Origin of the sequence: Musicola keenii (assembly GCF_014855505.1) — a bacterium.
Classification (GTDB): domain Bacteria; phylum Pseudomonadota; class Gammaproteobacteria; order Enterobacterales; family Enterobacteriaceae; genus Musicola; species Musicola paradisiaca.
Genome location: NZ_JAAWVW010000015.1, coordinates 1 through 24,952, shown reverse-complemented (window position 1 = coordinate 24,952; position 24,952 = coordinate 1). Strand labels below are relative to the sequence as shown.

Genomic DNA, 24,952 nt, shown 5'->3' with positions numbered 1-24,952 from the left:
AAGCCCATTTTTTTCTATGCTTACAAACCGGCCAGGCTGTAGTTGGCCGGTAACCAACGATAACCGTTGGCGTTTCCCGCTGTGCCATATTTCACCGCGATATGCCCGATACCGGGGTACGGCAAATGTGCGCCGGCCACCCAGTATCCCTGCTTCACGGTTTCTTTCAGCAAGGCGTCGCGGGTGCGTACCGCCTGATCGCTATCGGCGTCGAACGCGATGGCGGTGCCCGGCAGTGGCATCTGCACCGCTTCGGCGTGGACAATGTCACCCCACAACAGCATGTTCTGTCCGTTGCTGCTCACCAGGAATGAGGTGTGACCGGGGGTATGGCCCGGCGTCTGTATGGCGGTAATACCGGCAGGCAACGATGGGGTATCGCCGAACGTTTTCAGCTTGCCGGCGTCGCGAATATGGCGGAATACCGTCTGCACGCGCTCAAAACCGGCTTTTTTATCTTGCGGTGCGGCCTTTAGGTTGTCCTGACTCAGCCAGAAATCGGTGTCTTTCTGATTCACGTACACAGTGGCGTTGGGGTAAGCCAGCTTGTCATTGCTAACCAGCCCGCCGAAATGATCGGCGTGCAAGTGGGTTATCAGTACGGTGTCTACCTGTTCGGGCTGATAACCGGCCGCTTTCAGGTTACTCAGCGTCTTACCGGTATTTTTACCGCCCAACGCGCCGGTGCCCGCGTCGACCAGAATCAGGTTGTCACCGGTATTGATCAGATAGGCGTTGATGGACGTTTCCACTTGCGGTTTTAGGTAGTTGGCTTCCAGCAGGCTGACGATTTTTTCCTGCGGCGTTTTGAGCAGCAGCTTGTCCATCGGTATGACGTTGGTGCCATCGGATAACGCGGTGATTTCATATTGTCCGACGAGGATACGGTAATAACCCGGCTGGGTCTTAACCTGCGTCACCGCTTCGGCATGAACCAGTACCGGAGCGACGGGGAGTGAGAGGAATAAAAAAGCGATAGGTTTCAATAGATTCATCTTACTTTTCCTTATTTGAGCGCGGCATTGCCGGTCATCGCCGCCTGTTGATTATTGACGGTGGATACGGGTTGTACAAATAAACGCTTCTCGGTTCCCTTTGTCGAGCACACTCAGGGTTTCCGCGTTGGCGTCGTACCCGCATTCAAGCCCGGTTGGGCGGAAAAACATGACGGGAGATGGAGCAGGCGGCGTCAGGGCGCTTAACCGACATGTGTTCCCGAATGGCGCGGTTTGGCATGTGGCCGTCTATCGGTGATAATAGCGGTTTGACCAGAAGGAATGATGAATCACCATGCCGCAGTACCCGATTAATGAAATGTTCCAGACTTTGCAGGGCGAAGGCTATTTTACCGGCGTTCCGGCGGTGTTTATTCGCCTGCAGGGGTGTCCGGTGGGGTGCAGCTGGTGTGATACCAAACATACCTGGGAGAAGCTCGCCGAGCGACAACGCTCACTGGTGGAGGTGCTGACAAAAACCGCTGAAAGCGATGTGTGGGGCGCGGCTGATGCAACGGAGATTCTGTCGTCGATGCGTGAACTGGGGTATACCGCCCGGCATGTGGTGATTACTGGCGGCGAGCCTTGTATTCACGATCTGACGCCGCTGACGCTGGCGCTGGAGCAGCAAGGGTTCAGCACGCAGATTGAAACCAGCGGTACTCATGATGTGCGCTGTTCGCCCGCAACCTGGGTGACGGTATCGCCTAAAGTGAATATGCGCGGCGGCATGGCGGTGTTGTTGTCAGCGCTGCAACGCGCCGATGAAATTAAGCACCCTGTGGCGCGAGAGCGTGATGTGGAGGCGCTGGATGCCTTGCTGGCGCGTCTTGATGACGATAAAGCGCGGGTAGTGGCGCTACAACCGGTCAGTCAGAAAGACGAGGCGACACGGCTTTGTATTACGACCTGCATCGCCCGCAACTGGCGGTTATCGATGCAGACGCACAAGTACCTGAATATCGCCTGAGGCGCCGGTCAGGCGCCGCCGCGGTAGACGCACCCGGCGGTGCAGGTTTCCTTGACCGTCACCGCACTCAGTTCTGGCAGAGAGGGTTTCAATTGCTGCCAGATCCATTGGGCCAGCACTTCGCTGGTCGGATTCTCCAGCCCTGGGATGTCGTTGAGATAGTAGTGATCCAGCCGTTGCCAGATCGGTTTGAACACGGCCTTCAGTTCGGCGAAATCCATCACCCAACCGGTATGAGGGTCAACCTCGCCGGTCACTTCCAGCCTAACCATAAAAGAGTGTCCATGCAGACGGCCGCATTTATGTCCCTCAGGAACGTGGGGAAGCCGGTGGGCGGCTTCGAACTGGAAATCTTTGAATAGCGTGGTTGCCATGGTGACGTTCTCGTATCAGTCGGATCAATCAAAAAACCGTCGCATACTACCGGAAAGTGCCGGTTGAAGCACGTTTTCGTCGGTTTGCGTGGGGTGGCAATAGGTTTTCCCGCTAAAACCCGGACTATTCCTTGCCGGCGCGCCACGGCGTGATTCGCTGCAGTGAAAGAGGGGAGTTCAATCGGTGTAATGCAGCAAAAAATTCAAATAATCAACGTGATAAATAGCGGTTAATAACACTTAAACCAATAAGGGTTATCAAAAAAACCACTTAGGTATTTTGGTTATTTAATATTTCCATACCGTCTTTAATTGTTAGCATAAGGATGGTTACTTTATATTCCGTTCAACTATCTATTGCTCCAAATTGGCATTAGCGCCCGCGAATCAGAACAAGGAAATAAACATCACAATGACAAGCCCGGTTTCTTCGACTCCGCTGCTCCCGTTGAGCGCGGAGCAACTTTCGCGTCTTCAGGCGGCGATCGGTGATTTATCGCCTACCCAACTGGCCTGGCTGTCCGGTTATTTCTGGGGTGTGGCGCAGCAGCCCGGCGTCGCCGTTGCCCAGACGGCAGATGCCGTATCTACAGCGATCGCTTCCGCGCCGCCCATCAGTATCACCCTGATTGCCGCATCACAGACCGGCAATGCCCGGCGCGTGGCCGAACAGATGCGTGACGATCTACAGGCGGCGGGTCTACCGGTCTCGCTGGTCAATGCAGGCGACTACAAGTTCAAGCAAATTGGGCAGGAAAAACTCCTGCTGATAGTGACTTCCACGCAGGGCGAGGGGGAGCCGCCGGAAGAGGCGGTGGCGCTATATAAGTTTCTGTTCTCGAAAAAAGCCCCTCAATTGACGGATACCGCATTCGCCGTGTTCGGGCTGGGTGATACGTCGTATGAATTTTTCAGCAAGGCGGGTAAAGATTTCGACAGCCGTCTGGCGGAGCTAGGGGCAACCCGGCTACTGGCGCGTGTGGATGCGGATGTCGCTTTCCAACCGCAGGCGGAGCAGTGGCGTCGTCAGGTGGTTGATGCATTAAAAGGCCGACTGGCTGTGCAACCCGTGACGACGACTGCTGGGATTGCGTCGGCGCCAGCCGCAGCCGCCAGTATCTACAGCAAAGAAGCGCCTTATACTGCATCGTTGGCGGTGAATCAGAAGATCACCGGCCGCCATTCCGAAAAAGATATCCGCCATATTGAAATCGACTTGGGCGAATCGGGCTTGCAGTATCAGCCTGGCGACGCGCTCGGCGTGTGGTATGAAAACGCTCCCGAACTGGTGCGCGAATTGTTGGCGCTGCTGTGGCTGAACGGGGATGAGCCGGTCGTGGTGAATGGCGCCACGCTGTCGTTGGAGCAGGCGTTGCAGCGGCACTTCGAGCTGACGCAGAATACCGCGCCGTTGGTGGAAAAATACGCGGCGCTGGCGCGCAACGAGAAACTGCTCGGGCTGCTAGCGGATAAGACGGCGTTGCAACAGTACGCGCAGCGGACGCCGCTGGTCGACATGGTGCGGGAAGCGCCGGTGGAATTGACGCCGGAGCAACTGACCGGCCTGCTGCGCCCGCTGACGCCCCGTTTGTATTCCATCGCGTCCGCGCAGGATGAGGTTGGCGGCGAAGTGCATATCACCGTGGGTGTGGTGCGCTATGAATATGAAGGGCGGGCCCGCACCGGCGGCGCGTCCGGTTATCTTGCCGATTACGTGGGTGAGGATGGCGAGGTACGGGTCTTTATCGAACACAATGACCATTTCCGCCTGCCGGCCGATCCGCAGACCCCGGTGATCATGATTGGCCCCGGCACCGGTATCGCGCCGTTCCGTGCCTTTATGCAGCAGCGTGAAGCGCAGGGCGCCGCTGGTCAAAACTGGCTGTTTTTCGGCAATCCGCACTTTACCGAGGATTTTCTTTACCAGGTGGAGTGGCAGCGCTACGTGAAGGACGGCCTGCTGACTCGTATCGATCTGGCCTGGTCGCGCGATCAGGCGCACAAGGTCTATGTGCAGGATCGGATCCGCGAGCAGGGCGCCGACGTGTGGCGCTGGATCCAGGATGGCGCGCATATCTATGTGTGCGGCGATGCCAACCGTATGGCGAAGGATGTGGAGCAGGCGCTGCTGGCGGTGCTGTCTGAACAGGGCGGTATGGATGCGGAGCAAGCGGATGAGTTTTTGAGTGAGCTGCGTCTTGAGCGGCGTTACCAGAGAGATGTGTACTGATGAGCGAAAGATACTCCGGCCCGTTGGTGGTGGAAGGCAAACTGGCTGATGCTGAGCGCCTGAAGCAGGAAAGCCATTATTTGCGCGGCACCATCGCAGAAGATTTGAACGACGGCCTGACCGGCGGGTTCAACGGCGACAATTTTCTGTTGATCCGCTTTCACGGCATGTATCAGCAGGATGATCGGGATATTCGTGCCGAGCGCGCGGAACAGAAACTGGAGCCGCGTCATGCCATGATGCTGCGTTGTCGTTTGCCTGGCGGCGTCATGACGCCGCAGCAGTGGCTGGGCATTGATAAGTTCGCCGGTGAAAATACGCTGTATGGCAGCATTCGTATCACCAACCGCCAGACCTTTCAGTTTCATGGCATTTTGAAGTCGGATCTGAAATCCGCCCATCAGCTGCTGCATGATCTGGGGCTGGATTCGTTGGCGACCGCCAACGACGTCAACCGCAATGTGCTGTGTACTTCTAACCCGGTGGAGTCGGAATTGCACAGCCAGGCATATGAATGGGCGAAACGCATTTCCGAGCATCTGCTGCCGCGTACCCGTGCCTATGCCGAGATCTGGCTGGATCAGGAGAAGGTGGCGGCGACCGATGAAGAGCCGATCCTCGGGTCGACGTATCTGCCACGTAAATTCAAGACTACGGTAGTGATCCCGCCGCAGAACGATGTTGATCTGCACGCCAATGATATGAATTTTGTGGCGATTGCGGATAACGGCCGTCTGGTCGGCTTCAATGTGTTGGTGGGCGGCGGTTTGTCTATTGCGCACGGTGATAAGGCGACTTACCCGCGCACTGCCAGCGAGCTGGGCTATATTGCCGTAGACCATACGCTGGCGATCGCCGAAGCGGTAGTGACGACGCAACGTGACTGGGGCAACCGTACCAACCGCAAGAATGCCAAAACCAAATACACGCTGGAGCGCGTCGGCATCGATACGTTCCGGCAGGAAGTGGAGCGGCGCGCGGGGGTGACTTTCGAGCCGGTTCGCCCCTATGAATTTACCGGTCGCGGCGATCGCATCGGTTGGGTGAAAGGAATCGATAAAAAGTGGCATTTGACGCTGTTTATCGAGAACGGCCGTATTCTTGATTATCCCGGCCGGCCGCTGAAAACCGGGATGGCGGAGATCGCCAAAATCCATAAAGGGGATTTTCGGTTGACCGCCAACCAAAACCTGATCGTGGCGGGTGTCGCCAGTCGCGATAAGGCCAGTATCGAAGCGCTGGCGCGCCAATACGGGTTGATGGACGACAGCGTAACCGAGCAACGCAAAAATTCGATGGCGTGCGTTTCATTGCCGACCTGCCCGCTGGCGATGGCGGAAGCTGAACGTTTCCTGCCGCAGTTTGTCTCGGCGGTGGAAGCCATCATGTGTAATCACGGCGTCGGCGACGAGCATATCGTACTGCGCGTCACTGGTTGCCCGAACGGCTGCGGCCGTGCTCTGCTGGCGGAAATCGGCCTGGTGGGCAAGGCGATTGGCCGCTATAACCTGCATCTCGGCGGTAATCGCGAAGGGACGCGGATTCCGCGTATGTATCGGGAAAATATTACCGAAGCGGAGATCCTCAGCGAGATCGACGCCCTGGTCGGCCGTTGGGCCGCCGAGCGTCAACCTGATGAAGGATTCGGTGATTTCGCTATTCGTGCCGGGATTGTTCGCCCAGTGCTGGATCCGGCCGTCGATTTTTATGACTGACAGGAGAGCCTGATGTCTGAATTCAATCTGGAGGCGCTGCGCGCCTTGTCTGCCCCCGAACAGGACGCGGCGCTGGCCGTCGTCAATGGTCAGTTGGAAACGCTGTCCGCCGAGGAACGGGTGAACTGGGCGTTGGATAATCTGCCGGGTGAGTTTGTACTCTCTTCCAGCTTCGGTATTCAGGCGGCCGTCTGTCTGCATTTGGTTACACGTCAACGGCCGGAGATTCCGGTGATCCTGACCGATACCGGGTATCTGTTTGCGGAAACCTATCGGTTTATCGACGAACTCACCGAACAGTTGCAGCTGAACTTGCGTGTGTATCGTTCCCCGCTGACGCCCGCCTGGCAGGAAGCGCGCTATGGCAAGCTGTGGGAGAACGGCGTGGAAGGCATCGAACAATACAACCACATCAACAAGGTTGAGCCGATGAACCGTGCGTTGCAGGAGCTGGGCGCCAGTACCTGGTTCGCCGGGCTGCGCCGTGAGCAATCCGGCAGTCGCAGTCATTTGCCGGTGCTGGCGGTGAAACGCGGTATTTTCAAGTTTCTGCCGATCGTCGACTGGGATAACCGTCAGGTGTACCACTATCTCAAAACTCATGGCCTGAACTACCACCCGCTGTGGGAACAAGGCTACCTGTCTGTGGGTGATACCCATACCACCCGTAAATGGGAACCCGGTATGAACGAAGAAGAGACCCGCTTCTTCGGGCTGAAACGCGAATGTGGGCTGCATGAAGGATAATGCCTTGCAGTCTATGACCGATTGATTGCCGATGGCCGAGCGAGGCCGGTGCGGCGGTATCGGGGATATGTCTTTCTGGCATGTCCCTGTTTTTTGCCGCTCAGTCTGGTTCTGGCGGGAGCTCAAATGGCCGGTGGCTGCTTCTGACGAGGGGAACGGTGATAAGCCTTTTTATTATTTCCTGCATGGTTTTTTATTCCATTACGGAACTAATCATGCGAATTCGGCATTTCATAACGTTTCTCTTCCCGTTCTATAGTCGCTTTATAAAATTTTTAGCTTAGTAAAGGCATCTGTGAACTATCTCCCTATTTTCGTTGATCTCCGACAGCGCCCCGTACTGGTGGTTGGGGGCGGAGATGTTGCGGCCCGTAAAATCAGTCTGCTGCTGCGCGCCGGCGCCGAGGTGAGAGTGGCGGCGCTGGCGTTGAGCGAACCGGTCGCCGAAGCCCATACCGCCGGGCGATTAGCCTGGGTGGCACGAGAGTTTATTCCTGCATTGCTGGACGATGTCTTTCTGGTGATTGCCGCCACGGATGACGCCGAACTGAATGCCCGCGTATCTGAAGCGGCAGCCCAAAGGCATTTGCTGGTTAACGTGGTGGACGATCAGCCTAAGTGCTCGTTTATTTTCCCGTCGCTGGTCGATCGTTCCCCGTTGATGGTGGCGATTTCCTCCGGCGGACAGGCACCGGTGTTGGCGCGTCTGCTGCGAGAGAAGCTAGAGGCGCTGCTGCCTGCACGTTTGGGCGTGATGGCACAAATCGCTGGCGTCTGGCGCGAACGTATCAAGCAGCATTTGCCTTCCGTTACCGCCCGTCGCCGTTTCTGGGAGCGGGTGTTCAGTGGGCGTTTCGCCAGCCTGGTGGCGTCGGGGCAACTGACTCAGGCCGAGCAGGAGCTGGGCCGGCAGCTGGCTCAGCCGGAAATGCCGCAGGGGGAAGTGGCGTTGGTGGGCGCCGGGCCCGGTGATGCCGGGTTGCTGACGCTACGCGGGTTGCAGGTGATCCAGCAGGCGGATGTGGTGCTATACGACCATCTGGTGAGCGATGAAGTGATGGAGCTGGTGCGGCGCGATGCGGAGCGGATTTGCGTCGGCAAACGTGCCAGTGCGCATCTGTTGCCGCAGGAGGACATCAACGCACTGATGGTGACGCTGGCCCGACAGGGTAAGCGAGTCGTGCGGCTGAAAGGGGGCGATCCGTTTATTTTCGGCCGTGGGGGCGAGGAGATACAGCATGTGGCGCAGGCCGGCATTCCCTTCCACATTGTGCCGGGCATTACCGCCGCGTCGGGAGCGACAGCGTATGCCGGCATTCCGTTAACGCACCGGGATTACGCGCAAAGCGTAGTGTTTATCACCGGACACTGTCGGCCGGACGGCGATGCGTTGGACTGGACGACGCTGGCGCGGGGACGGCAGACGCTGGCGATTTATATGGGCACGGTCAATGCGGCGGAAATCGCCCGGCAGTTGATCGCCCATGGTAGGGCGGCGCAGACGCCGGTAGCGGTGATCAGCCGCGGCACAAGACAGGATCAGCAGGTGCTGACGGGCGAACTGGCCCAGCTGGATGCGCTGGCGCAGCAGGCACCGCGCCCGGCGCTGGTGGTGATTGGCGAAGTGGTGAATCTGCATCAGCACATTGCCTGGTTTGGTGAACATTCGCAGGCGGCGTCAGACGGTCGTCCAGCGGTAGTGAATTTGGCTTAAGGTAGCGTTATGGACGAGAAAAGGCTTACGCATTTAAAACAGCTCGAAGCGGAAAGTATTCATATCATTCGCGAGGTGGCGGCGGAGTTCAGCAATCCGGTGATGCTGTATTCCATCGGCAAGGATTCTTCCGTCATGTTGCATCTGGCTCGCAAGGCGTTTTATCCGGGCACGTTGCCGTTCCCGCTGTTGCATGTGGATACCGGCTGGAAATTCCGCGAGATGTATGAATTTCGCGATCGTACCGCCAAGGCTTATGGCTGCGAACTGCTGGTGCACCGTAACCCTGACGGCGTGGCGATGGGGATTAACCCTTTCGTACATGGCAGCGCCAAGCACACCGACATTATGAAAACCGAAGGGCTGAAGCAGGCGTTGGACAAGTACGGCTTTGATGCCGCGTTCGGCGGCGCACGACGCGACGAGGAGAAATCCCGCGCTAAAGAGCGTATCTACTCCTTTCGCGACCGTTTCCATCGCTGGGATCCCAAAAACCAGCGGCCGGAGCTGTGGAACAATTACAACGGTCAGATTAACAAAGGGGAGAGCATCCGCGTGTTTCCGCTCTCCAACTGGACCGAACTGGATATCTGGCAATACATCTATCTGGAAAATATCGATATCGTGCCGCTGTATCTGGCGGCGCCGCGGCCGGTGCTGGAGCGTGATGGTATGCTGCTGATGGTGGACGATGACCGTATCGACCTGCAGCCCGGCGAAGTTGTGGCCAAGCGCATGGTGCGCTTTCGCACGTTGGGTTGCTGGCCGTTGACCGGTGCGGTGGAATCCCAGGCGCAAACACTGCCGGAAATCATTGAGGAGATGCTGGTTTCTACCACCAGCGAACGTCAGGGACGGGTTATCGACCGCGATCAGGCCGGCTCCATGGAGTTGAAAAAGCGTCAGGGATATTTCTGAGGAGTCATCGAATGAACCATTCCATTGCAAAACAGATTGCCGAACAGGGCGGGGTTGAAGCTTATCTGCAGGCCCAGCAACACAAGAGCCTGTTGCGTTTTCTGACCTGCGGCAGCGTTGACGATGGCAAAAGTACGCTTATCGGCCGTTTGCTGCACGATACCCGCCAGATTTATGAAGATCAGCTTTCCACGCTGCACAGCGACAGCAAACGTCTGGGGACTCAGGGAGAAAAGCTGGATCTGGCGCTGCTGGTGGACGGCTTGCAGGCCGAGCGCGAGCAGGGCATCACCATCGATGTGGCCTACCGTTATTTCTCGACGGAAAAACGCAAATTCATCATTGCTGATACCCCAGGACATGAGCAGTACACCCGCAATATGGCGACCGGCGCATCGACCTGTGACTTGGCGATTCTGCTGATCGACGCCCGTAAAGGGGTGTTGGATCAAACTCGTCGCCACAGTTTTATCGCCACTTTGCTGGGCATTCGCCATCTGGTGGTCGCCGTGAACAAGATGGATCTGGTGGATTACCAGCAGCCGGTGTTTGAGCAGTTCAAACAGGACTATCTGGATTTCGCCCGGCAGCTTCCGGCTGAACTCGATATTACCTTTGTGCCGCTCTCGGCGCTGGACGGGGATAACGTTGCGGCACGCAGTACCGCCATGAGCTGGTATACCGGCCCGACGTTGCTGGATGTGCTGGAAACCGTTGAAGTGAACCGCGTGGCGCTGCAAAAGCCGATGCGTTTCCCGGTGCAGTATGTGAACCGGCCGAACCTGGATTTCCGTGGTTATGCTGGCACGGTGGCCTCCGGCGTGGTGAGCGTCGGTCAGCGTGTGAAAGTCCTGCCTTCCGGTGTAGCGTCGTCCGTCAGCCGGATTGTGACGTTTGACGGTGATCTGCCGCAGGCGCAGGCGGGTGAAGCGGTGACGCTGGTGCTGAATGATGAAGTCGATATTAGTCGCGGTGATTTGTTGGTGAGCGCCGGCGAGTCGCTGACAGCAGTGCGCAGCGCACAGGTGGATGTGGTGTGGATGGCGGAGCAGCCGCTGGTGCCGGGACAGAGCTACGATATCAAGATCGCCGGCAGAAAAACCCGTGCGCGGGTGGAGAATATTCGCTACCAGGTGGAAATCAACACGTTGACCCAGCGCGTGACGGAGTCGCTGCCGTTGAACGGTATCGGTCTGGTGGAATTGACGTTTGACGAGCCGCTGGTGCTGGATCGCTATCAACAGAATCATGTTTCCGGCGGGATGATTTTTATCGACCGGCTGAGTAATGTCACCGTGGGGGCGGGGTTGGTGCGTGAGCCTATCGAACAGGACGATACGCAAAATAGTGGCCGTTATAGTGAGTTCGAGCTGGAGTTGAATGCGCTGATTCGTCGTCATTTCCCACACTGGGGCGCGCGCGATCTGTTGGGGGGAAAATAGAATGGCGGATTCGCATTCCCGTTCGACGACGGATGAAAATATTGTCTGGCATTCCCATACGATTGCCCGTGAGGATCGTGAGCGCCTGCGCGGGCACCGGGGCGTCGTGGTCTGGTTTACCGGGTTGTCCGGTTCCGGCAAGTCTACGCTGGCCGGGGCGCTTGAGCAGGCGTTGCATGCCAAGGGGGTCGGTACGTATTTATTGGATGGCGATAACGTCAGGCACGGGTTGTGTCGAGATCTTGGCTTCAGCGATGACGACCGGCGTGAAAATATCCGTCGGGTCGGGGAAGTGGCACGGTTGATGGTGGATGCCGGGCTGGTTGTATTAACCGCCTTTATCTCTCCGCATCGTGCCGAGCGTCAGATGGTGCGGGAACTGCTGGACGAAGGACAATTTATTGAAGTGTTTGTGGATACACCGCTGGCTGTGTGTGAAAACCGCGATCCGAAAGGCCTCTACCGCAAAGCGCGCGCCGGCGAGCTGCGTAATTTCACCGGTATCGATTCGGTTTATGAGGCGCCGGAACGTCCGGAATTGCGCCTTGATGGCCAACAATTGGTAACAAATTTGGTCGCCGAGTTATTAGTTGTGTTACACAATCGCGCTATCATCAAAACTGATTATTCCGATGGTCTGTCCTGAGGCGTTCGCTCTCTCCGGGCGTGAGCATCACTCCTGATGTGACGAGGCAGAGCAGTTTGACGATGCAGAGTGTAACCCCCCTGTCTGGCAGTGATGCGCATAGCGACTCGGAGGAGGATGTCCCATCTTCCTCCGGCGCGCTGATCGGGGCGCTGGCCGGATTCTGTTTTTATCTGCTGGTGTTTTCCCTGTTGTTGCTGATGTACGAGCCTGGCAGCACCCTGCTGCTGATGCTGTATACCTGGCCGTTCTTTCTGGCATTGATGCCGCTTTCGATACTGGCCGGCGTAGTCTGCCGTGTGCTGTGGCCCCATCATGTGGTGCTGATGTTGCTGTGTTGCGGCGCTAGCATTTTCGCTATGTTCTGGCTGGTTTTTTCACTGATTGTCGGTTGGTAGCCTGATTTTCCCCGTATTCCATGGTTCTGAACCCTCATGTTGCAGGTGATTGTTCGACGTCTGCGCACGGCGGGCCTGATAGTCAATTCCCTTTGTAGTGTGGAGTCCTGATAAAAGTTATGGGATGATTAGGCGGCTTTTCAGGGGGCTGGATGGGAAAACTTTCGCTGTTATTGTTGATTATTCTTGGCTGGTTGCAGTATTCGCTCTGGTTGGGGAAAAATGGTATCCACGATTATGTACGGGTGAAGGATGATGTAGCGGTGCAGCAAGCCAATAACGTCAAACTAAAATCCCGTAACGAGCAGTTATTTGCCGAAATCGACGATCTTAACGGCGGTCAGGAAGCTATTGAAGAGCGCGCGCGTAATGAGCTGGGGATGACGAAGCCGGGCGAAAGTTTTTACCGCCTGGTGGCTGATCAGTCCGCTCGCCGCGTCGGCGCCGTATCATCTTCAGCCCCGGTTGGTACTTCTTCTTCTACATCAACGTCTCGTTAGGTATGTCTATTTCCCTTGATTCTTTGCCAGACGTCGTGGCCGTTTTGCCGGCAGCCGGCAACGGCAGTCGGATGTGCAGCGACCGCCCCAAACAGTATCTGACTATCCATGACCGAACTATCATCGAGCATACGCTGTCCGCTTTGCTCCAGCACCCTCGTATCCGACGCATAGTGGTTGCCGTCAGCGCCGGGGATACTTATTTCGCACGTTTGCCGCTGGCGTCCGATCCGCGTATTCAGGTAGTGACCGGCGGGCGTGAGCGCGCGGATTCCGTACTCGCCGGGTTGTCGCAGATTCAGGATGCCGAATGGGTGTTGGTGCATGACGCCGCCCGGCCTTGCCTGCATCCGGACGATCTTGAACGTCTATTGATGTTGACGCGGGAGAGTGAGATTGGCGGCATTCTGGCTGTGCCGGTACGTGATACCATGAAGCGCGGTGACAATGGTCGGATCACCCACACCGTATCCAGAGATGAACTCTGGCACGCCTTAACGCCACAGCTTTTCCCTCTGGCGCTATTAAGAGATTGCCTGTCGAAGGCGTTGCAGGACGGAGCGACCATCACCGATGAAGCTTCGGCGCTGGAGTATTGCGGCTACCAGCCGCGGCTTGTTCCGGGGCGTTCTGACAATATCAAAGTGACCCGGCCGGAAGATTTGGCGTTGGCAGAGTTTTATCTGACACGCCGCAGTGAATAATCCACAACAATAAAAAAGGAGCCTGTGCGATGCGTATCGGTCACGGTTTTGATGTGCATAAGTTCGGCGGCGAGGGCCCGCTGGTGATCGGCGGGGTGCGAATTCCCTATGAGCGCGGTTTGCTGGCGCATTCCGATGGCGATGTTGTATTGCATGCGGTAACTGACGCTCTTCTGGGCGCCGCCGCTCTGGGTGATATCGGCAAATTGTTCCCGGATACCGATCCGGCATATAAGGGGATCGACAGCCGCGAGTTGCTGCGTGAAGCCTGGTGTCGCATTGTGTCCAAGGGATACGCCTTGGGTAATTTGGATGTCACCATCATTGCTCAGGCGCCGAAGATGGCACCGCATATTCCACAGATGCGCGTTAATCTGGCGGAAGATTTGCAGAGCCATATGGATGACGTCAACGTGAAGGCGACAACGACGGAACAGCTAGGCTTTACCGGGCGCGGCGAGGGGATTGCTTGCGAAGCGGTGGTACTGTTGGTGAAAAACGATACCGCCGGGGTGGTGGCATGGTGATGGCGGTAGTCGATGAGGCACTGTTCTGGCTCCACGGGCAACCCTTGGCCTCTGGGGTGTTGAAAGCGGCGCCAGAGGACTTTGTCGTCGTGGAGGATCTCGGGTTTGCGCCGGATGGCGACGGCGAACATGTGTTGTTGCGGATTAGGAAGCGTAGCTGCAACACGGTTTTCGTCGCCGAAGCGCTGGCCAAATTTGCCGGCATTCCGGCTCGTTCTGTGAGCTACGCTGGGCTGAAAGATCGTCATGCCGTCGCTGAGCAGTGGTTTTGCCTGCATATGCCCGGAAAAGCGGAACCGGACTGGTCATCATTTACGCTGGAAGGATGCGAGATTCTTGAAGCGGCCAGACATCGTCGTAAACTGCGCACCGGCGCGCTGAAAGGCAATGCCTTCACGTTGGTGCTGCGGCATATCAGCAATACGCCGGATGTGGATGCCCGGCTTAGTCTGATCGCCTGCCATGGCGTTCCTAATTATTTCGGCAGTCAGCGATTCGGCCGCGAAGGAAATAATCTGGTTCAGGCGTTGCGCTGGGCCAATGACGAAATCCGTATCAGGGAACGCGGCAAGCGCAGTTTCTATCTCTCCGCCGCCCGTAGTGAGCTGTTTAATCAGGTTGTCAGCAAACGCCTGGCGGCTTATGGGGTTGGAACAGTGTTTTGCGGCGATGCGTTGCAGCTAAGCGGCCGCGGCAGCTGGTTTGTGGTTAAACCGGAAGAGATCGACAGCGTTGAACCACGGGTGGCCGCCGGAGAGTTGCAGATAACCGCTCCCCTTCCTGGCGATGGCGAACCGGGAACACAGAGCGACGCATTGGCTTTCGAACTGGACTGTCTGTCGCACCATGCCGCATTGTTGTCTTTGCTGCAGCGCGAGCGGGTGGAGCCTGCCAGACGTGCCATCATGCTTTATCCGCAGCATATGACATGGTCGTGGCTTGATGAGCAGACGCTGGAACTTGGCTTTTGGTTGCCGGCCGGTTGTTTCGCCACCAGTGTGGTGAGAGAACTGGTGTGTGAGCGGGTACAGAATGCCGATGAGCATCTGGAAAACGTTGTTGGTTGATGCTTCCTGGCGCGTAATCATGTCGATCGGCGTCGTTCGGGCGGATGATTTTTCTGCAGAGGACTGGGCAAGTTGATGACGTTAGCCAACGTTGGAGTTTACAGGGGATGGTGAACAAACGTATGCAAACATTGCTGACGCAGTTGCGTCGGCAGGGCATTCAGGATGAGCGCCTGCTGGAGGCGATCACTGCGGTTCCCCGTGAGCGTTTCGTTGACGAAGCTTTCGAACATAAAGCTTATGACAATATTGCTCTACCGATCGGGTTTGGCCAGACGATCTCTCAGCCTTATATGGTCGCCAGAATGACGGAGTTGCTGCATTTGACGCCGGAATCCCGGGTATTGGAAATTGGCACGGGTTCCGGATATCAGACCGCCATTCTGGCGCATCTGGTGCGTCATGTTTTTTCTGTTGAACGTATCAAAGGGTTGCAGTGGCAGGCCAAGCGGCGCCTCAAGCAACTCGATCTTCATAATGTGTCTACCCGGCATGGCGATGGCTGGCAAGGGTGGGCGTCCAAAGGGCCGTTTGACGCCATTATCGTTACGGCGGCACCACCTGAAATCCCTTCCGCTTTAATGGCACAACTGGACGACGGCGGCATGATGGTGTTGCCGGTCGGAGAGCATCAGCAGACACTGCAGATGGTTGTGTGTCGCGCGGGGGAATTTCTGGTGCAAACGGTGGAAGCCGTTCGCTTTGTTCCTCTGGTCAAAGGCGAACTGGCCTGATACCGTTGCATCGCAAGATGCCGGGCCGACTTTTAAAATTTCAATACAACCGTTTTGTAGCAGCAATGGCTTGATATTGTTAGCATCAGCGCAGTCAGCTCTCCTTGCGCGTCTGGACAATACTCATAGAAAGGCGTGGAAGGAGGGAGCATCGATTTCGGAATTGTTTACCAGTATTTCATTATGTTTAGTGATGCTGGTGACAGGGTGGCTGGATAGAATAGTCGACTTTAAGAGTTATAGGGGGAGTTCGGCGCATGGGAAGCCAGATTGTGAGTTGGCGTCAGATCGCTTTATGTGCGGCAGTTGTACTGGGAGTGACTGGCTGTAGCAATGATAGTAGTCAGTCGGCGCCGATCAGTAACATAGGTGATAACAGTGCTGCCAGTCGGAGTAATAATACCGGTTATACACCGCCTCCCAGGATTTCCTCCATCAATAGTGCGCCGGCGGCTCAGCCTCCCATCAAGCCGATGAGCGCGGCAAGTCATGGCGTGCTTTCATCTCAGCCCTCCGATGAGGCTGGAATTACCACTCATGACGGTAAGATTGTTTATAACCGCAGCTATAACTCTATCCCCAAAGGGAGTTATACCGGCAATACCTATACCGTTAAACGCGGCGATACCCTGTTTTATATTGCGTGGATCACTGGCACTGATTACCGGGATTTGGCTCAGAGCAACAACATTGCCGAACCCTATAGCCTGAATGTGGGGCAAAGTCTGTCGCTGGGAAATAATATGAATAGTGGCGGCTCGCATGCCATAGCGGGAAGCACGGCCGTAGTCAGCACTGTACCGGTTGCTGTTGCTGATAGCAGCTCGGGTCATATGTTGCCGGCAAACGCCAGAAGCAGCGCGAGCACATCGGGTCATATGCTGCCGTCGAATGCGGCGAATAACGGTAGTGCCCAGTCTTTGGCCGGAACACAAATCCAAACTACGCCGGTTGATTCTCAACCAACTAATGCGTATTCTGAAAATTCGGGTAAACAGAATTCGGGCAAAATGCTGCCTTCAACAGGCGTAGCTGCAACAGCGCCTGTCACCGAACCGACGCAGGTACCCAGTAACAGCAATACAGTCATTGCTGGGTGGCGTTGGCCTACAGATGGGAAGGTCATAGATAGTTTCTCAGCCACTGAGGGGGGAAATAAAGGGATTGATATCGCTGGCTCACGTGGGCAACCCATTATATCCACTGCTGCAGGAAGGGTAGTGTATGCGGGTAATGCGTTGCGCGGTTACGGGAATCTGATCATCATCAAGCATAATGATGATTACCTGAGCGCCTATGCCCATAACGAAACTATGCTGGTCCGGGAACAACAAGAGGTAAAGGCGGGGCAACAGATTGCTACTATGGGTAGCACCGGAACCAGCTCTGTACGCTTGCATTTTGAAATTCGTTACAAGGGGAAATCCGTAAACCCGCTGCGTTTTCTTCCGCAGCGATAAATCGGGCAGAGTATTTCGGTATTCTGCCATGGGATCACGGGTAGGAGCCACTTATGAGCCAAAGCACGCTGAAAGTTAACGAGTTACATGAAGATGCTGATTTCGAAGAGAATGGAGTCGATGTTTTTGACGAAAAAGCGTTGGCAGAAGAAGAAACCAGCGATAGCGAATTACTAGAGGATGATCTGCTATCGCAGGGAACAGCCCAACGTGTCCTGGATGCAACCCAGTTGTATCTGGGGGAAATTGGCTATTCACCCCTGTTGACCGCTGAAGAAGAGGTTTATTTCGCTCGGCGGGCATTACGTGGTGATGTCTCATCGCGTCGTCGTATGATTGAAAGCAATCTACGGTTGGTAGTAAAAATCGCCCGTCGTTACAATAATCGGGGTCTGGCCTTGTTGGATCTGATTGAAGAAGGCAACCTCGGTTTGATTCGAGCGGTCGAAAAGTTCGACCCCGAACGCGGTTTTCGCTTTTCAACTTATGCGACATGGTGGATCAGGCAGACCATTGAGCGGGCTATTATGAATCAGACCCGCACTATCCGTTTACCTATCCATATTGTCAAAGAATTGAACGTTTATCTGCGCACTGCTCGCGAACTATCCCACAAACTGGATCACGAACCCAGCGCGGAAGAGATTGCTGAGAGACTGGATAGGCCGGTTGATGACGTAAACCGAATGCTGCGTCTGAATGAGCGTATTACGTCTGTCGATACACCGCTCGGTGGCGACTCCGATAAAGCATTATTGGATATTCTGGCAGATGAGAAGGATAACGGGCCGGAAGATACCACTCAAAACAACGATATGAAGCAGAATATCGTCAAGTGGCTGTTCGAGCTGAATGCTAAACAACGGGAGGTACTTGCCCGTCGTTTCGGCCTACTGGGTTATGAGGCTGCGACGCTTGAAGATGTGGGCCGGGAGATTGGCTTGACTCGTGAGCGTGTACGTCAAATCCAGGTTGAAGGGCTGCGTCGTCTTCGTGAAATATTGCAGACTCAGGGACTGAATATCGAAGAGCTATTTCGCGAATAATCAATGCTACTGATCGAATAGCATAAAAAATGGTGGGTTTTCCCACCATTTTTACATCTGCTTCCTTCTACGTGAAAGATTAATGAGTGATCTGTGCCGTCAGAAAGTTGACGATGTCTCCAACTTTGACCATCTCCTTCTCGCCTTTACGGCGATGTTTGTATTCAATGTCATCATTGTCCAGATTACGATCGCCGATTACGATCGTATGAGGAACGCCGATCAACTCCATATCGGCAAACATCACGCCAGGACGTTCTTTACGATCATCCAACAATACCTCGATACCTTTGGCGCGCAGCTGCTGATAAATGCTCTCAGCGACCTCCTGAACACGGAAGGATTTGTGCATATTCATCGGCAGGATAGCGACCTGGAATGGCGCGATCGCATCGGGCCAGATAATACCGCGCTCATCATGGTTTTGCTCGATAGCGGCAGCGATGACGCGAGTTACGCCAATACCGTAACATCCCATGGTCAGCACCTGATTACGGCCATCTTCAACCTGTACTGTTGCTTTCAGTGCTTCAGAATATTTTGTACCAAGCTGGAAAATATGGCCGACTTCGATACCGCGCTTGATGAGTAAGTTACCCCGGCCATCTGGGCTCTGGTCGCCTTCAACCACGTTGCGAATATCTGCGATCTGGGGAATGGTCACATCGCGTTCCCAGTTGATGCCGAAATAATGCTTGCCATCAATATTTGCACCAGCACTGAAGTCACTCATTACGGCGACAGTTCGGTCGGCGACCACCGGAATCGGCAGATTGACTGGACCGAGGGAGCCTGGGCCCGCTCCGATGATGGCGCGAATTTCTTCCTCGGTAGCAAATGTTAGTGGGCTGGCAACCAGCGCCAGTTTCTCCGCTTTGACTTCGTTGAGTTCGTGATCGCCGCGAACCAGTAATGCAATAAGCTTGTGTCCGCTTTCTTCCGTTGCCTTGACCAACAGTGTCTTCACGGTTTTTTCTACTGGAACCTTAAACTGCTCAACTAATTCGGTAATGGTTTTGGCATTAGGCGTATCGACCAAGAGCATATCCTGACTTGGCGACGCACGATCATGGGCGGGCGCCACGGCTTCAGCCAGCTCGATATTGGCAGCGTAGTCTGAGCCGGTAGAAAAGACGATGTCATCTTCACCGCTGGCTGCCAGCACCTGAAACTCATGTGATGCATTTCCGCCGATAGATCCTGTATCAGCCTGCACTGCGCGAAAATCCAGATCCATACGGCTGAAAATCTTGCTATAGGCTGCATACATGGCGTCGTAGGTTATTTGCAGGGATTCCTGAGTTGTATGAAAGGAATAAGCATCCTTCATCAGGAATTCGCGTGCGCGCATGATCCCGAAACGTGGGCGCACTTCATCGCGGAATTTGGTTTGAATCTGATAGAAATTCAGCGGCAGTTGCTTATAGGAGCTGATTTCGTTGCGAATCAGATCGGTAATAACTTCTTCATGCGTCGGGCCGAGCACAAACGGGCGGTCGCCACGGTCGACAAAGCGCAGCAACTCCGGACCATATTGTTCCCAACGACCACTTTCCTGCCACAGATCGGCAGGTTGAACTACTGGCATTGATACTTCGATAGCACCAGCGTTATTCATCTCTTCACGCACGATGTTTTCGACTTTTTTCAGTACACGCAACCCGGTCGGCAACCAGGTATAAAGGCCGGACGCCAGTTTACGGATCATTCCTGCGCGCAGCATAAGCTGATGGCTGATCACTTCGGCGTCGGCAGGCGTCTCCTTCAGGGTGGAGAGCATATATTGACTTGTACGCATGATGTTTGAGTTCCGTCAGAACAATAAATCGCATTAGCCGCTAGGCGGCTCAGGCATAAAAAAGTGGTTTAGTTTATCAGTGACAGCGGTTCCCAAAAAGAGACACCGGGGTTTTTTAAACCCCGTCCAGGCTAATCACTTCGGTAAGGCCACCTGTAACGCGCCATTTGACATTAAATTCCAGCAACAACGCCGCATAATCTTTATGGTCAGCACAGGGTTTCCGGTAGGCCGGGCGGGGGTCTTGCGCCAAAACCTGAGTAATGAAACGGCGCAGATAGGGATAGCGCTGTTGGTGGATCATCAATTGTTGCTCGGCGTGGGGCGAAAACGTTACCTGCATATCGGAGGACGGTGCCATCTGTGCGAAGCCGGCCCGTGCGTCGGAACGACTTTCCGCAAAGGGCAGATAGGGTTTGATATCAATGACAGGCGTACCATCTACCAGGTCGAGGCTGCCTAATTCCAGAACCACTTTCCCGTCATGGGTACGGATAGCTTTCAGCTCGACCAACGACATTCCTACCGGATTGGGGCGGAAAGTGGAACGTGTGGCGAAAACACCCATTCGTGTGTTTCCACCCAACCGCGGCGGCCGAACTGTTGGTCGCCAACCACCCGACAAGGTTTGATGAAAGATAAACAGTATCCAGAGATGGCTGAATTCAGCCAGTCCGCGTACAGTTTCCGGGTGATGGTAAGGTGGGAGCAGATGGAGCTCTCCTCCTCCGTCTTCGATCAGGCCAGGCTGCCGGGGAATGGCAAATTTTTCTTTATAAGGCGAGCGGATAACACCGATCTGCTCGAAACTGAATGAACTCATTGTGCAGAAACTTTTAGCGCGGAGCCTTGGCATATTGCCTGCCGATAGCACCCAGCTACATTGCTGACGATTTGACAGTCATGCAACAGTACGGCGTTGGCTTTCATCGACGCGGCGCGGCTTTGCATTTTTTTCTTTGCGCTGGGTATGCTGGGCGGCGCATCCTGAGCGCTGGCCTGGCAGGATGAGCCGGACACTTCGCCCATATCCCTGAATGGTTTGCCTACCAGTTCTTCAGCGCTCTTATAGAGTACCGCAGGAGCCGGATGTGGTGCGGGCTTGGGCTGTGGAGGCGTCTCTACCGCCGAGGGCGTCTGTGGCTTGGGAGCGGGCGCCGCCGGTTTATGAAGCAGTGAGCATCCTGTTAGTGATAATGCCAACAACAGAACGGGTACAGCGCGCATAAATTTTCCTCTGGCTCGATAAAGTGCGGTTATTGAAACAAGCAATCAGGAAAATAACAAGACGGGCAGAAGCCCGTCTTTTATCTATTTGATGCTTTTCTGTAAGCGTTAACTTACCAACCTTTCACTGCACCGCCATTGAAAACTTTCTGTGCTGCTTGTTCAACTTCATCAGACTGATAAGCCTTCACGAATTTCTTCACGTTCTCGGCATCTTTATTGTTTTCACGCGCAACCAGTAGGTTGACATACGGAGAGTCTTTGGATTCAACAAACAGGCCGTCTTTAGCCGGCGTCAAGTTGATTTGGCTGGCATAAGTGGTATTGATGATGGCTAGAGCGATTTGATCGTCATCCAGCGAGCGCGGTAACTGTGGTGCTTCCAGTTCCACCAATTTCAGGTTTTTCGGATTTTCAACGATATCCAATGCAGTCGGCAATAAGCCAATATTGTCTTTCAGCTTAATCAGCCCAATTTTCTGTAGCAGCAGCAGAGAGCGGCCCAAGTTGGTTGGGTCGTTGGGCAGCGCGATTTGCGCTCCGTTCTGCAGGTCATTTATCGATTTGATTTTTTTGGAATAGCCGGCGATCGGGTAAACAAAGGTGTTGCCGACGGCAACCAGTTTATAGCCGCGATCTTTAATCTGCTGATCGAGGTACGGTTTGTGTTGGAAAGCGTTCAGATCGATATCGCCTTTGCTCAATGCTTCGTTAGGCAGAACATAGTCATTGAACGTGACCAGTTCTACATCTAGCCCATATTTTTCTTTGGCGACTTTTTGGGCGACTTCAGCAACCTGCTGTTCCGCACCGACAATCACACCCACTTTGATATGGTTGGGATTTTTCTGTTCCTGGCCGCATCCTGCGAGCGCCAGAACACCGATCAACGCGCCTACGGCAGCGAACGATTTTAATTTAATTGTCATTTTCCTACCTCTGTTTGAACGTTTTTAGTCTGCACCGAAAAAATAGATACTGTGGCGCTCTCATTATTTACGAGTCACCGCTCGCACCACTCTGTCACCACAAAATTGAATCAGGTAAACCAGAATCACCAACAAGATCAATACGGTATTCATTACTAAAGGATTGTAGGTCACATATCCGTATTGAATACCCAATTGCCCCAGACCACCTGCACCTACAGCACCGCCCATCGCTGAATACCCTACCAACGTGATAAGCGTAATCGTTGCGGCGTTCACCAAACCGGGCAACGCTTCCGGTAATAGCACTTTGCGAATGATTTGCATTGGGGTAGCGCCCATGGCACGTGACGCTTCAATAAGCCCAGCAGGCAGTTCCAGCAGTGTATTTTCTACCATCCGAGCGATAAACGGCGATGCTCCGATCGTCAGTGGTACAATTACCGCGTACAGGCCGATAGACGTACCAACAATCATGCGAGTGAACGGAATCATCCACACTAATAAGATGATAAATGGAATAGAACGAAAGACGTTCACTAAGGCTGAAATCACGCGATATAGCGAAATATTTTCCATAATTTGCCCAGGGCGAGTGACATACAGCAGTACGCCGAAAGGCAACCCAACGGCAAACCCCAGAAAGCCGGAAGCAAAAGTCATAAATAACGTTTCCCAGATACTCCGGGCAAATAGCCACATCATTGCCTCAGACATAACCCAGTACCTCAATATTCACATGATGTTCCTGCAAAAACTCGATGGCAGCGGCAATATTATCCTCTTGCCCGTGCATTTCTGTCAGCATAACGCCGAACTTGACTCCACCGGCATAATCCATTTGGGCGCTGATGATGTTGTTATTGACGCTGAATTTCCGAGAGATTTCAGAGAGCAGCGGCGCGTCGACGGATTGGCCAGTAAATTCAAGACGCAACAGCGGTATGTGGCTTGTTTCTACATCATCAGACAGCCGGGCTTGATAATCTTCCGGAATATCCAGATGCAATGTTGATTGAATGAACTGCTGTGCCAGTGGCGTTTTAGGATGGGAAAACACTTCGCTGACCGTGTCTTGCTCAATCAATTTCCCATCGCTGATAACTGCAACCTGATCACAAATACGTTTGACGACATCCATTTCATGAGTAATAAGCAGGATCGTCAGCCCCAGACGCCGATTGATATCTTTTAGCAATTCCAGAATGGAACGGGTTGTCGCTGGGTCGAGTGCGCTGGTGGCTTCATCGCACAGTAATACCTTGGGATTGCTGGCCAATGCTCGTGCGATGGCAACGCGCTGCTTCTGCCCACCGGACAGGTTTGCAGGATAGGCATCCTGTTTCTCCGACAGGCCGACTAATTCCAACAGTTGGGATACTCGCTGTTTTATTTCAGTTGCAGGCGTGTTGTTCAACTCCAGGGGCAAGGCGACGTTGCCAAAGACGGTGCGAGAAGATAATAGATTAAAATGTTGAAAGATCATGCCAATCTGGCGGCGAGCCTGAGTCAGCTGACTCTCTGACAGTAGCATCAGATCCTGGCCGTCAACCAAAACGTTACCCTGAGTAGGGCGCTCCAACAGGTTTACACAGCGAATTAATGTGCTCTTGCCTGCCCCGGAAGCACCGATCACGCCGTAAATCTGGCCGGCAGGCACACGTAATGTCACGTTATCAAGCGCGATAATCGCACGCCCGTTTTGTTGAAAAATTTTAGTAATATTAATAAGTTCTATCATGGTTTTTATAAAAAATGCCTGTGGTCAGATAAATAGCATTTATGCTGCCAGCTATAATTGAAGGGATGTTAAGGCGTCTAGACGTCCAAGTCAATCGAGATCCCTTATCGATGAAGATTCTCCAGAACGAATCAAAAGTGCGATACTATGCGGCAATTTACGCCATCAGGAGCGAATGTAAGTGGCAAACCAAATTCCAGCAATTTTTCTTGATCGTGACGGAACCATAAATGTTGACCATGGCTACGTACATGAGATCGATCAGTTTCAGTTTATTGATGGCGTTATAGATGCCATGCGTGAACTTAAACAAATGGGGTTCGCATTGGTACTCGTTACTAATCAGTCTGGGATTGCTCGCGGAAAATTTACTGAAGAGCAGTTTATGCAACTGACTGAGTGGATGGATTGGTCATTAGCGGATCGCGGGGTCGACTTGGACGGTATTTACTTCTGTCCTCACCACCCAGATGCCGGAGAAGGCGAATATCGTCAGCAGTGTGATTGCCGCAAACCTCAGCCTGGAATGCTGGTATCGGCCCAGCGTTATTTGCATATTGATATGACTGCCTCTTATATGGTGGGAGATAAAGTTGAAGATATGCAGGCGGCGATAGCTGCAGAAGTGGGGACTAAAATTCTTGTCCGTACAGGTAAACCCATCAGTAATGAGGGCGAAAAACTGGCCGATGCGGTGATTGATAGTCTTGCTGATCTACCTAAATGGATAAAACAGCGCAATAAATAGGCTGTGAGGTGGAAAAATGCGCGAATGGAAGAAAAGATCGAGAAAGTGGTTGTGCTGTCCGTTCGGATCCCTATAATGCGCTTCCACTGAGACGGCAACGGCGTAACGCCAGCGCGGTACAGGACGGAGAAAGCGAAAAAAAGTCGTTGACTCCAAATGAGGAAAGCGTAGTATACGCCACCTCGCGACAGCAGGCTGCAAGCCGGTCGCACTGCTCTTTAACAATTAATCAGACAATCTGTGTGGGCACTCGCAGGACACTTCAGAACGAAAGAACTGAAAGTCTTGAAGAGTGAACAACAGTTAATTCATTACGAACTAA

At 54.1% G+C, this 24,952-nt stretch carries 25 protein-coding genes; 17 read left to right on the top strand and 8 right to left on the bottom strand.

The annotated features are described in order from the left end of the window. Window positions 1–20: 20 nt before the first annotated feature. Entirely contained in the window at window positions 21–995 is a 975-nt protein-coding gene (locus HEP82_RS14910; protein WP_192458805.1) for an MBL fold metallo-hydrolase, read from the bottom strand. Window positions 996–1,290: 295 nt separating this feature from the next. On the opposite strand from HEP82_RS14910, the gene queE reads away from it, so the two are divergent. After that, the gene (queE, locus tag HEP82_RS14905; protein ID WP_192458804.1) at window positions 1,291–1,965 is read left to right on the top strand and encodes a 7-carboxy-7-deazaguanine synthase QueE; all 675 of its coding nucleotides are present in this window, start codon (window positions 1,291–1,293) and stop codon (window positions 1,963–1,965) included. 8 nt (window positions 1,966–1,973) lie between these two features. Here the strand turns inward: queE and queD are convergent, their stop codons facing one another. After that, window positions 1,974–2,339, bottom strand: a complete 366-nt coding sequence (gene queD / locus HEP82_RS14900; protein ID WP_012764485.1) for a 6-carboxytetrahydropterin synthase QueD — start codon at window positions 2,337–2,339, stop codon at window positions 1,974–1,976. 412 nt (window positions 2,340–2,751) lie between these two features. Here queD and cysJ point away from each other — a divergent pair, with 412 nt between their 5' ends. The 15 genes from cysJ (at window position 2,752) to rpoS (ending at window position 18,187) form a co-directional block, all read left to right on the top strand. Continuing rightward, a complete protein-coding gene (cysJ, locus tag HEP82_RS14895; RefSeq protein WP_192458803.1) occupies window positions 2,752–4,569 on the top strand; it encodes an NADPH-dependent assimilatory sulfite reductase flavoprotein subunit in 1,818 nt (605 codons plus the stop codon). Further along, window positions 4,569–6,284 carry an assimilatory sulfite reductase (NADPH) hemoprotein subunit gene (gene cysI / locus HEP82_RS14890; RefSeq protein ID WP_192458802.1) on the top strand — a complete coding sequence of 572 codons (1,716 nt, stop codon included), beginning with the start codon at window positions 4,569–4,571 and terminating at the stop codon, window positions 6,282–6,284. Before cysJ ends, cysI begins: the two co-directional genes overlap by 1 nt. Window positions 6,285–6,296: 12 nt before the next feature. Beyond that, window positions 6,297–7,031: a phosphoadenylyl-sulfate reductase gene (locus tag HEP82_RS14885; protein WP_192458801.1), complete on the top strand. Its 735-nt coding sequence runs from the start codon at window positions 6,297–6,299 to the stop codon at window positions 7,029–7,031. Between the two features lie 295 nt (window positions 7,032–7,326). Next, on the top strand, window positions 7,327–8,745 hold the full coding sequence (gene cysG / locus HEP82_RS14880) for a siroheme synthase CysG (protein ID WP_192458800.1): 1,419 nt from the start codon (window positions 7,327–7,329) through the stop codon (window positions 8,743–8,745). A 9-nt stretch (window positions 8,746–8,754) separates the two neighbouring features. After that, window positions 8,755–9,663, top strand: coding sequence for a sulfate adenylyltransferase subunit CysD (gene cysD / locus HEP82_RS14875; RefSeq protein WP_192458799.1), 909 nt, complete (start codon window positions 8,755–8,757; stop codon window positions 9,661–9,663). A gap of 11 nt (window positions 9,664–9,674) precedes the next feature. Continuing rightward, window positions 9,675–11,105 carry a sulfate adenylyltransferase subunit CysN gene (gene cysN, locus HEP82_RS14870; RefSeq protein ID WP_192458798.1) on the top strand — a complete coding sequence of 477 codons (1,431 nt, stop codon included), beginning with the start codon at window positions 9,675–9,677 and terminating at the stop codon, window positions 11,103–11,105. A 1-nt stretch (window position 11,106) separates the two neighbouring features. Then, entirely contained in the window at window positions 11,107–11,751 is a 645-nt protein-coding gene (gene cysC / locus HEP82_RS14865; RefSeq protein ID WP_192458797.1) for an adenylyl-sulfate kinase, read from the top strand. A gap of 62 nt (window positions 11,752–11,813) precedes the next feature. After that, window positions 11,814–12,149, top strand: a complete 336-nt coding sequence (locus HEP82_RS14860) for a DUF3561 family protein (protein ID WP_192458796.1) — start codon at window positions 11,814–11,816, stop codon at window positions 12,147–12,149. A 152-nt stretch (window positions 12,150–12,301) separates the two neighbouring features. Further along, the gene (ftsB, locus tag HEP82_RS14855; RefSeq protein WP_012764494.1) at window positions 12,302–12,649 is read left to right on the top strand and encodes a cell division protein FtsB; all 348 of its coding nucleotides are present in this window, start codon (window positions 12,302–12,304) and stop codon (window positions 12,647–12,649) included. Between the two features lie 2 nt (window positions 12,650–12,651). After that, a complete protein-coding gene (gene ispD, locus HEP82_RS14850) occupies window positions 12,652–13,353 on the top strand; it encodes a 2-C-methyl-D-erythritol 4-phosphate cytidylyltransferase (protein WP_192458795.1) in 702 nt (233 codons plus the stop codon). 29 nt (window positions 13,354–13,382) lie between these two features. Next, window positions 13,383–13,880 (top strand): 2-C-methyl-D-erythritol 2,4-cyclodiphosphate synthase, encoded by a 498-nt coding sequence (gene ispF, locus HEP82_RS14845; RefSeq protein WP_192458794.1) that lies wholly within the window; start codon window positions 13,383–13,385, stop codon window positions 13,878–13,880. Next, on the top strand, window positions 13,880–14,947 hold the full coding sequence (gene truD / locus HEP82_RS14840) for a tRNA pseudouridine(13) synthase TruD (protein WP_407938296.1): 1,068 nt from the start codon (window positions 13,880–13,882) through the stop codon (window positions 14,945–14,947). The genes ispF and truD overlap by 1 nt, the downstream gene beginning before the upstream one ends. A gap of 107 nt (window positions 14,948–15,054) precedes the next feature. Further along, window positions 15,055–15,681, top strand: a complete 627-nt coding sequence (locus HEP82_RS14835) for a protein-L-isoaspartate(D-aspartate) O-methyltransferase (RefSeq protein ID WP_192458792.1) — start codon at window positions 15,055–15,057, stop codon at window positions 15,679–15,681. 257 nt (window positions 15,682–15,938) lie between these two features. Continuing rightward, window positions 15,939–17,141 (top strand): murein hydrolase activator NlpD, encoded by a 1,203-nt coding sequence (gene nlpD / locus HEP82_RS14830; protein ID WP_192458791.1) that lies wholly within the window; start codon window positions 15,939–15,941, stop codon window positions 17,139–17,141. Window positions 17,142–17,194: 53 nt separating this feature from the next. Then, window positions 17,195–18,187: an RNA polymerase sigma factor RpoS gene (gene rpoS / locus HEP82_RS14825; RefSeq protein WP_012764500.1), complete on the top strand. Its 993-nt coding sequence runs from the start codon at window positions 17,195–17,197 to the stop codon at window positions 18,185–18,187. A gap of 79 nt (window positions 18,188–18,266) precedes the next feature. Here rpoS and proS read toward each other — a convergent pair whose 3' ends face one another. From proS to metN, 6 genes are all read right to left on the bottom strand, one after another. Then, a complete protein-coding gene (proS, locus tag HEP82_RS14820; protein WP_192458790.1) occupies window positions 18,267–19,985 on the bottom strand; it encodes a proline--tRNA ligase in 1,719 nt (572 codons plus the stop codon). A gap of 115 nt (window positions 19,986–20,100) precedes the next feature. Next, window positions 20,101–20,808 carry a tRNA (N6-threonylcarbamoyladenosine(37)-N6)-methyltransferase TrmO gene (tsaA, locus tag HEP82_RS14815; protein ID WP_192458789.1) on the bottom strand — a complete coding sequence of 236 codons (708 nt, stop codon included), beginning with the start codon at window positions 20,806–20,808 and terminating at the stop codon, window positions 20,101–20,103. Next, a complete protein-coding gene (gene rcsF / locus HEP82_RS14810; RefSeq protein ID WP_192458788.1) occupies window positions 20,805–21,212 on the bottom strand; it encodes an Rcs stress response system protein RcsF in 408 nt (135 codons plus the stop codon). The genes tsaA and rcsF overlap by 4 nt, the downstream gene beginning before the upstream one ends. A 113-nt stretch (window positions 21,213–21,325) precedes the next feature. Next, a complete protein-coding gene (locus HEP82_RS14805; RefSeq protein WP_192458787.1) occupies window positions 21,326–22,141 on the bottom strand; it encodes a MetQ/NlpA family lipoprotein in 816 nt (271 codons plus the stop codon). Between the two features lie 63 nt (window positions 22,142–22,204). Next, window positions 22,205–22,858 (bottom strand): methionine ABC transporter permease MetI, encoded by a 654-nt coding sequence (locus HEP82_RS14800; protein WP_192458786.1) that lies wholly within the window; start codon window positions 22,856–22,858, stop codon window positions 22,205–22,207. Continuing rightward, on the bottom strand, window positions 22,851–23,882 hold the full coding sequence (gene metN, locus HEP82_RS14795) for a methionine ABC transporter ATP-binding protein MetN (protein ID WP_192458785.1): 1,032 nt from the start codon (window positions 23,880–23,882) through the stop codon (window positions 22,851–22,853). Before metN ends, HEP82_RS14800 begins: the two co-directional genes overlap by 8 nt. Window positions 23,883–24,063: 181 nt before the next feature. Here metN and gmhB point away from each other — a divergent pair, with 181 nt between their 5' ends. After that, on the top strand, window positions 24,064–24,630 hold the full coding sequence (gene gmhB / locus HEP82_RS14790) for a D-glycero-beta-D-manno-heptose 1,7-bisphosphate 7-phosphatase (protein WP_192458784.1): 567 nt from the start codon (window positions 24,064–24,066) through the stop codon (window positions 24,628–24,630). Window positions 24,631–24,952 lie beyond the last annotated feature (322 nt).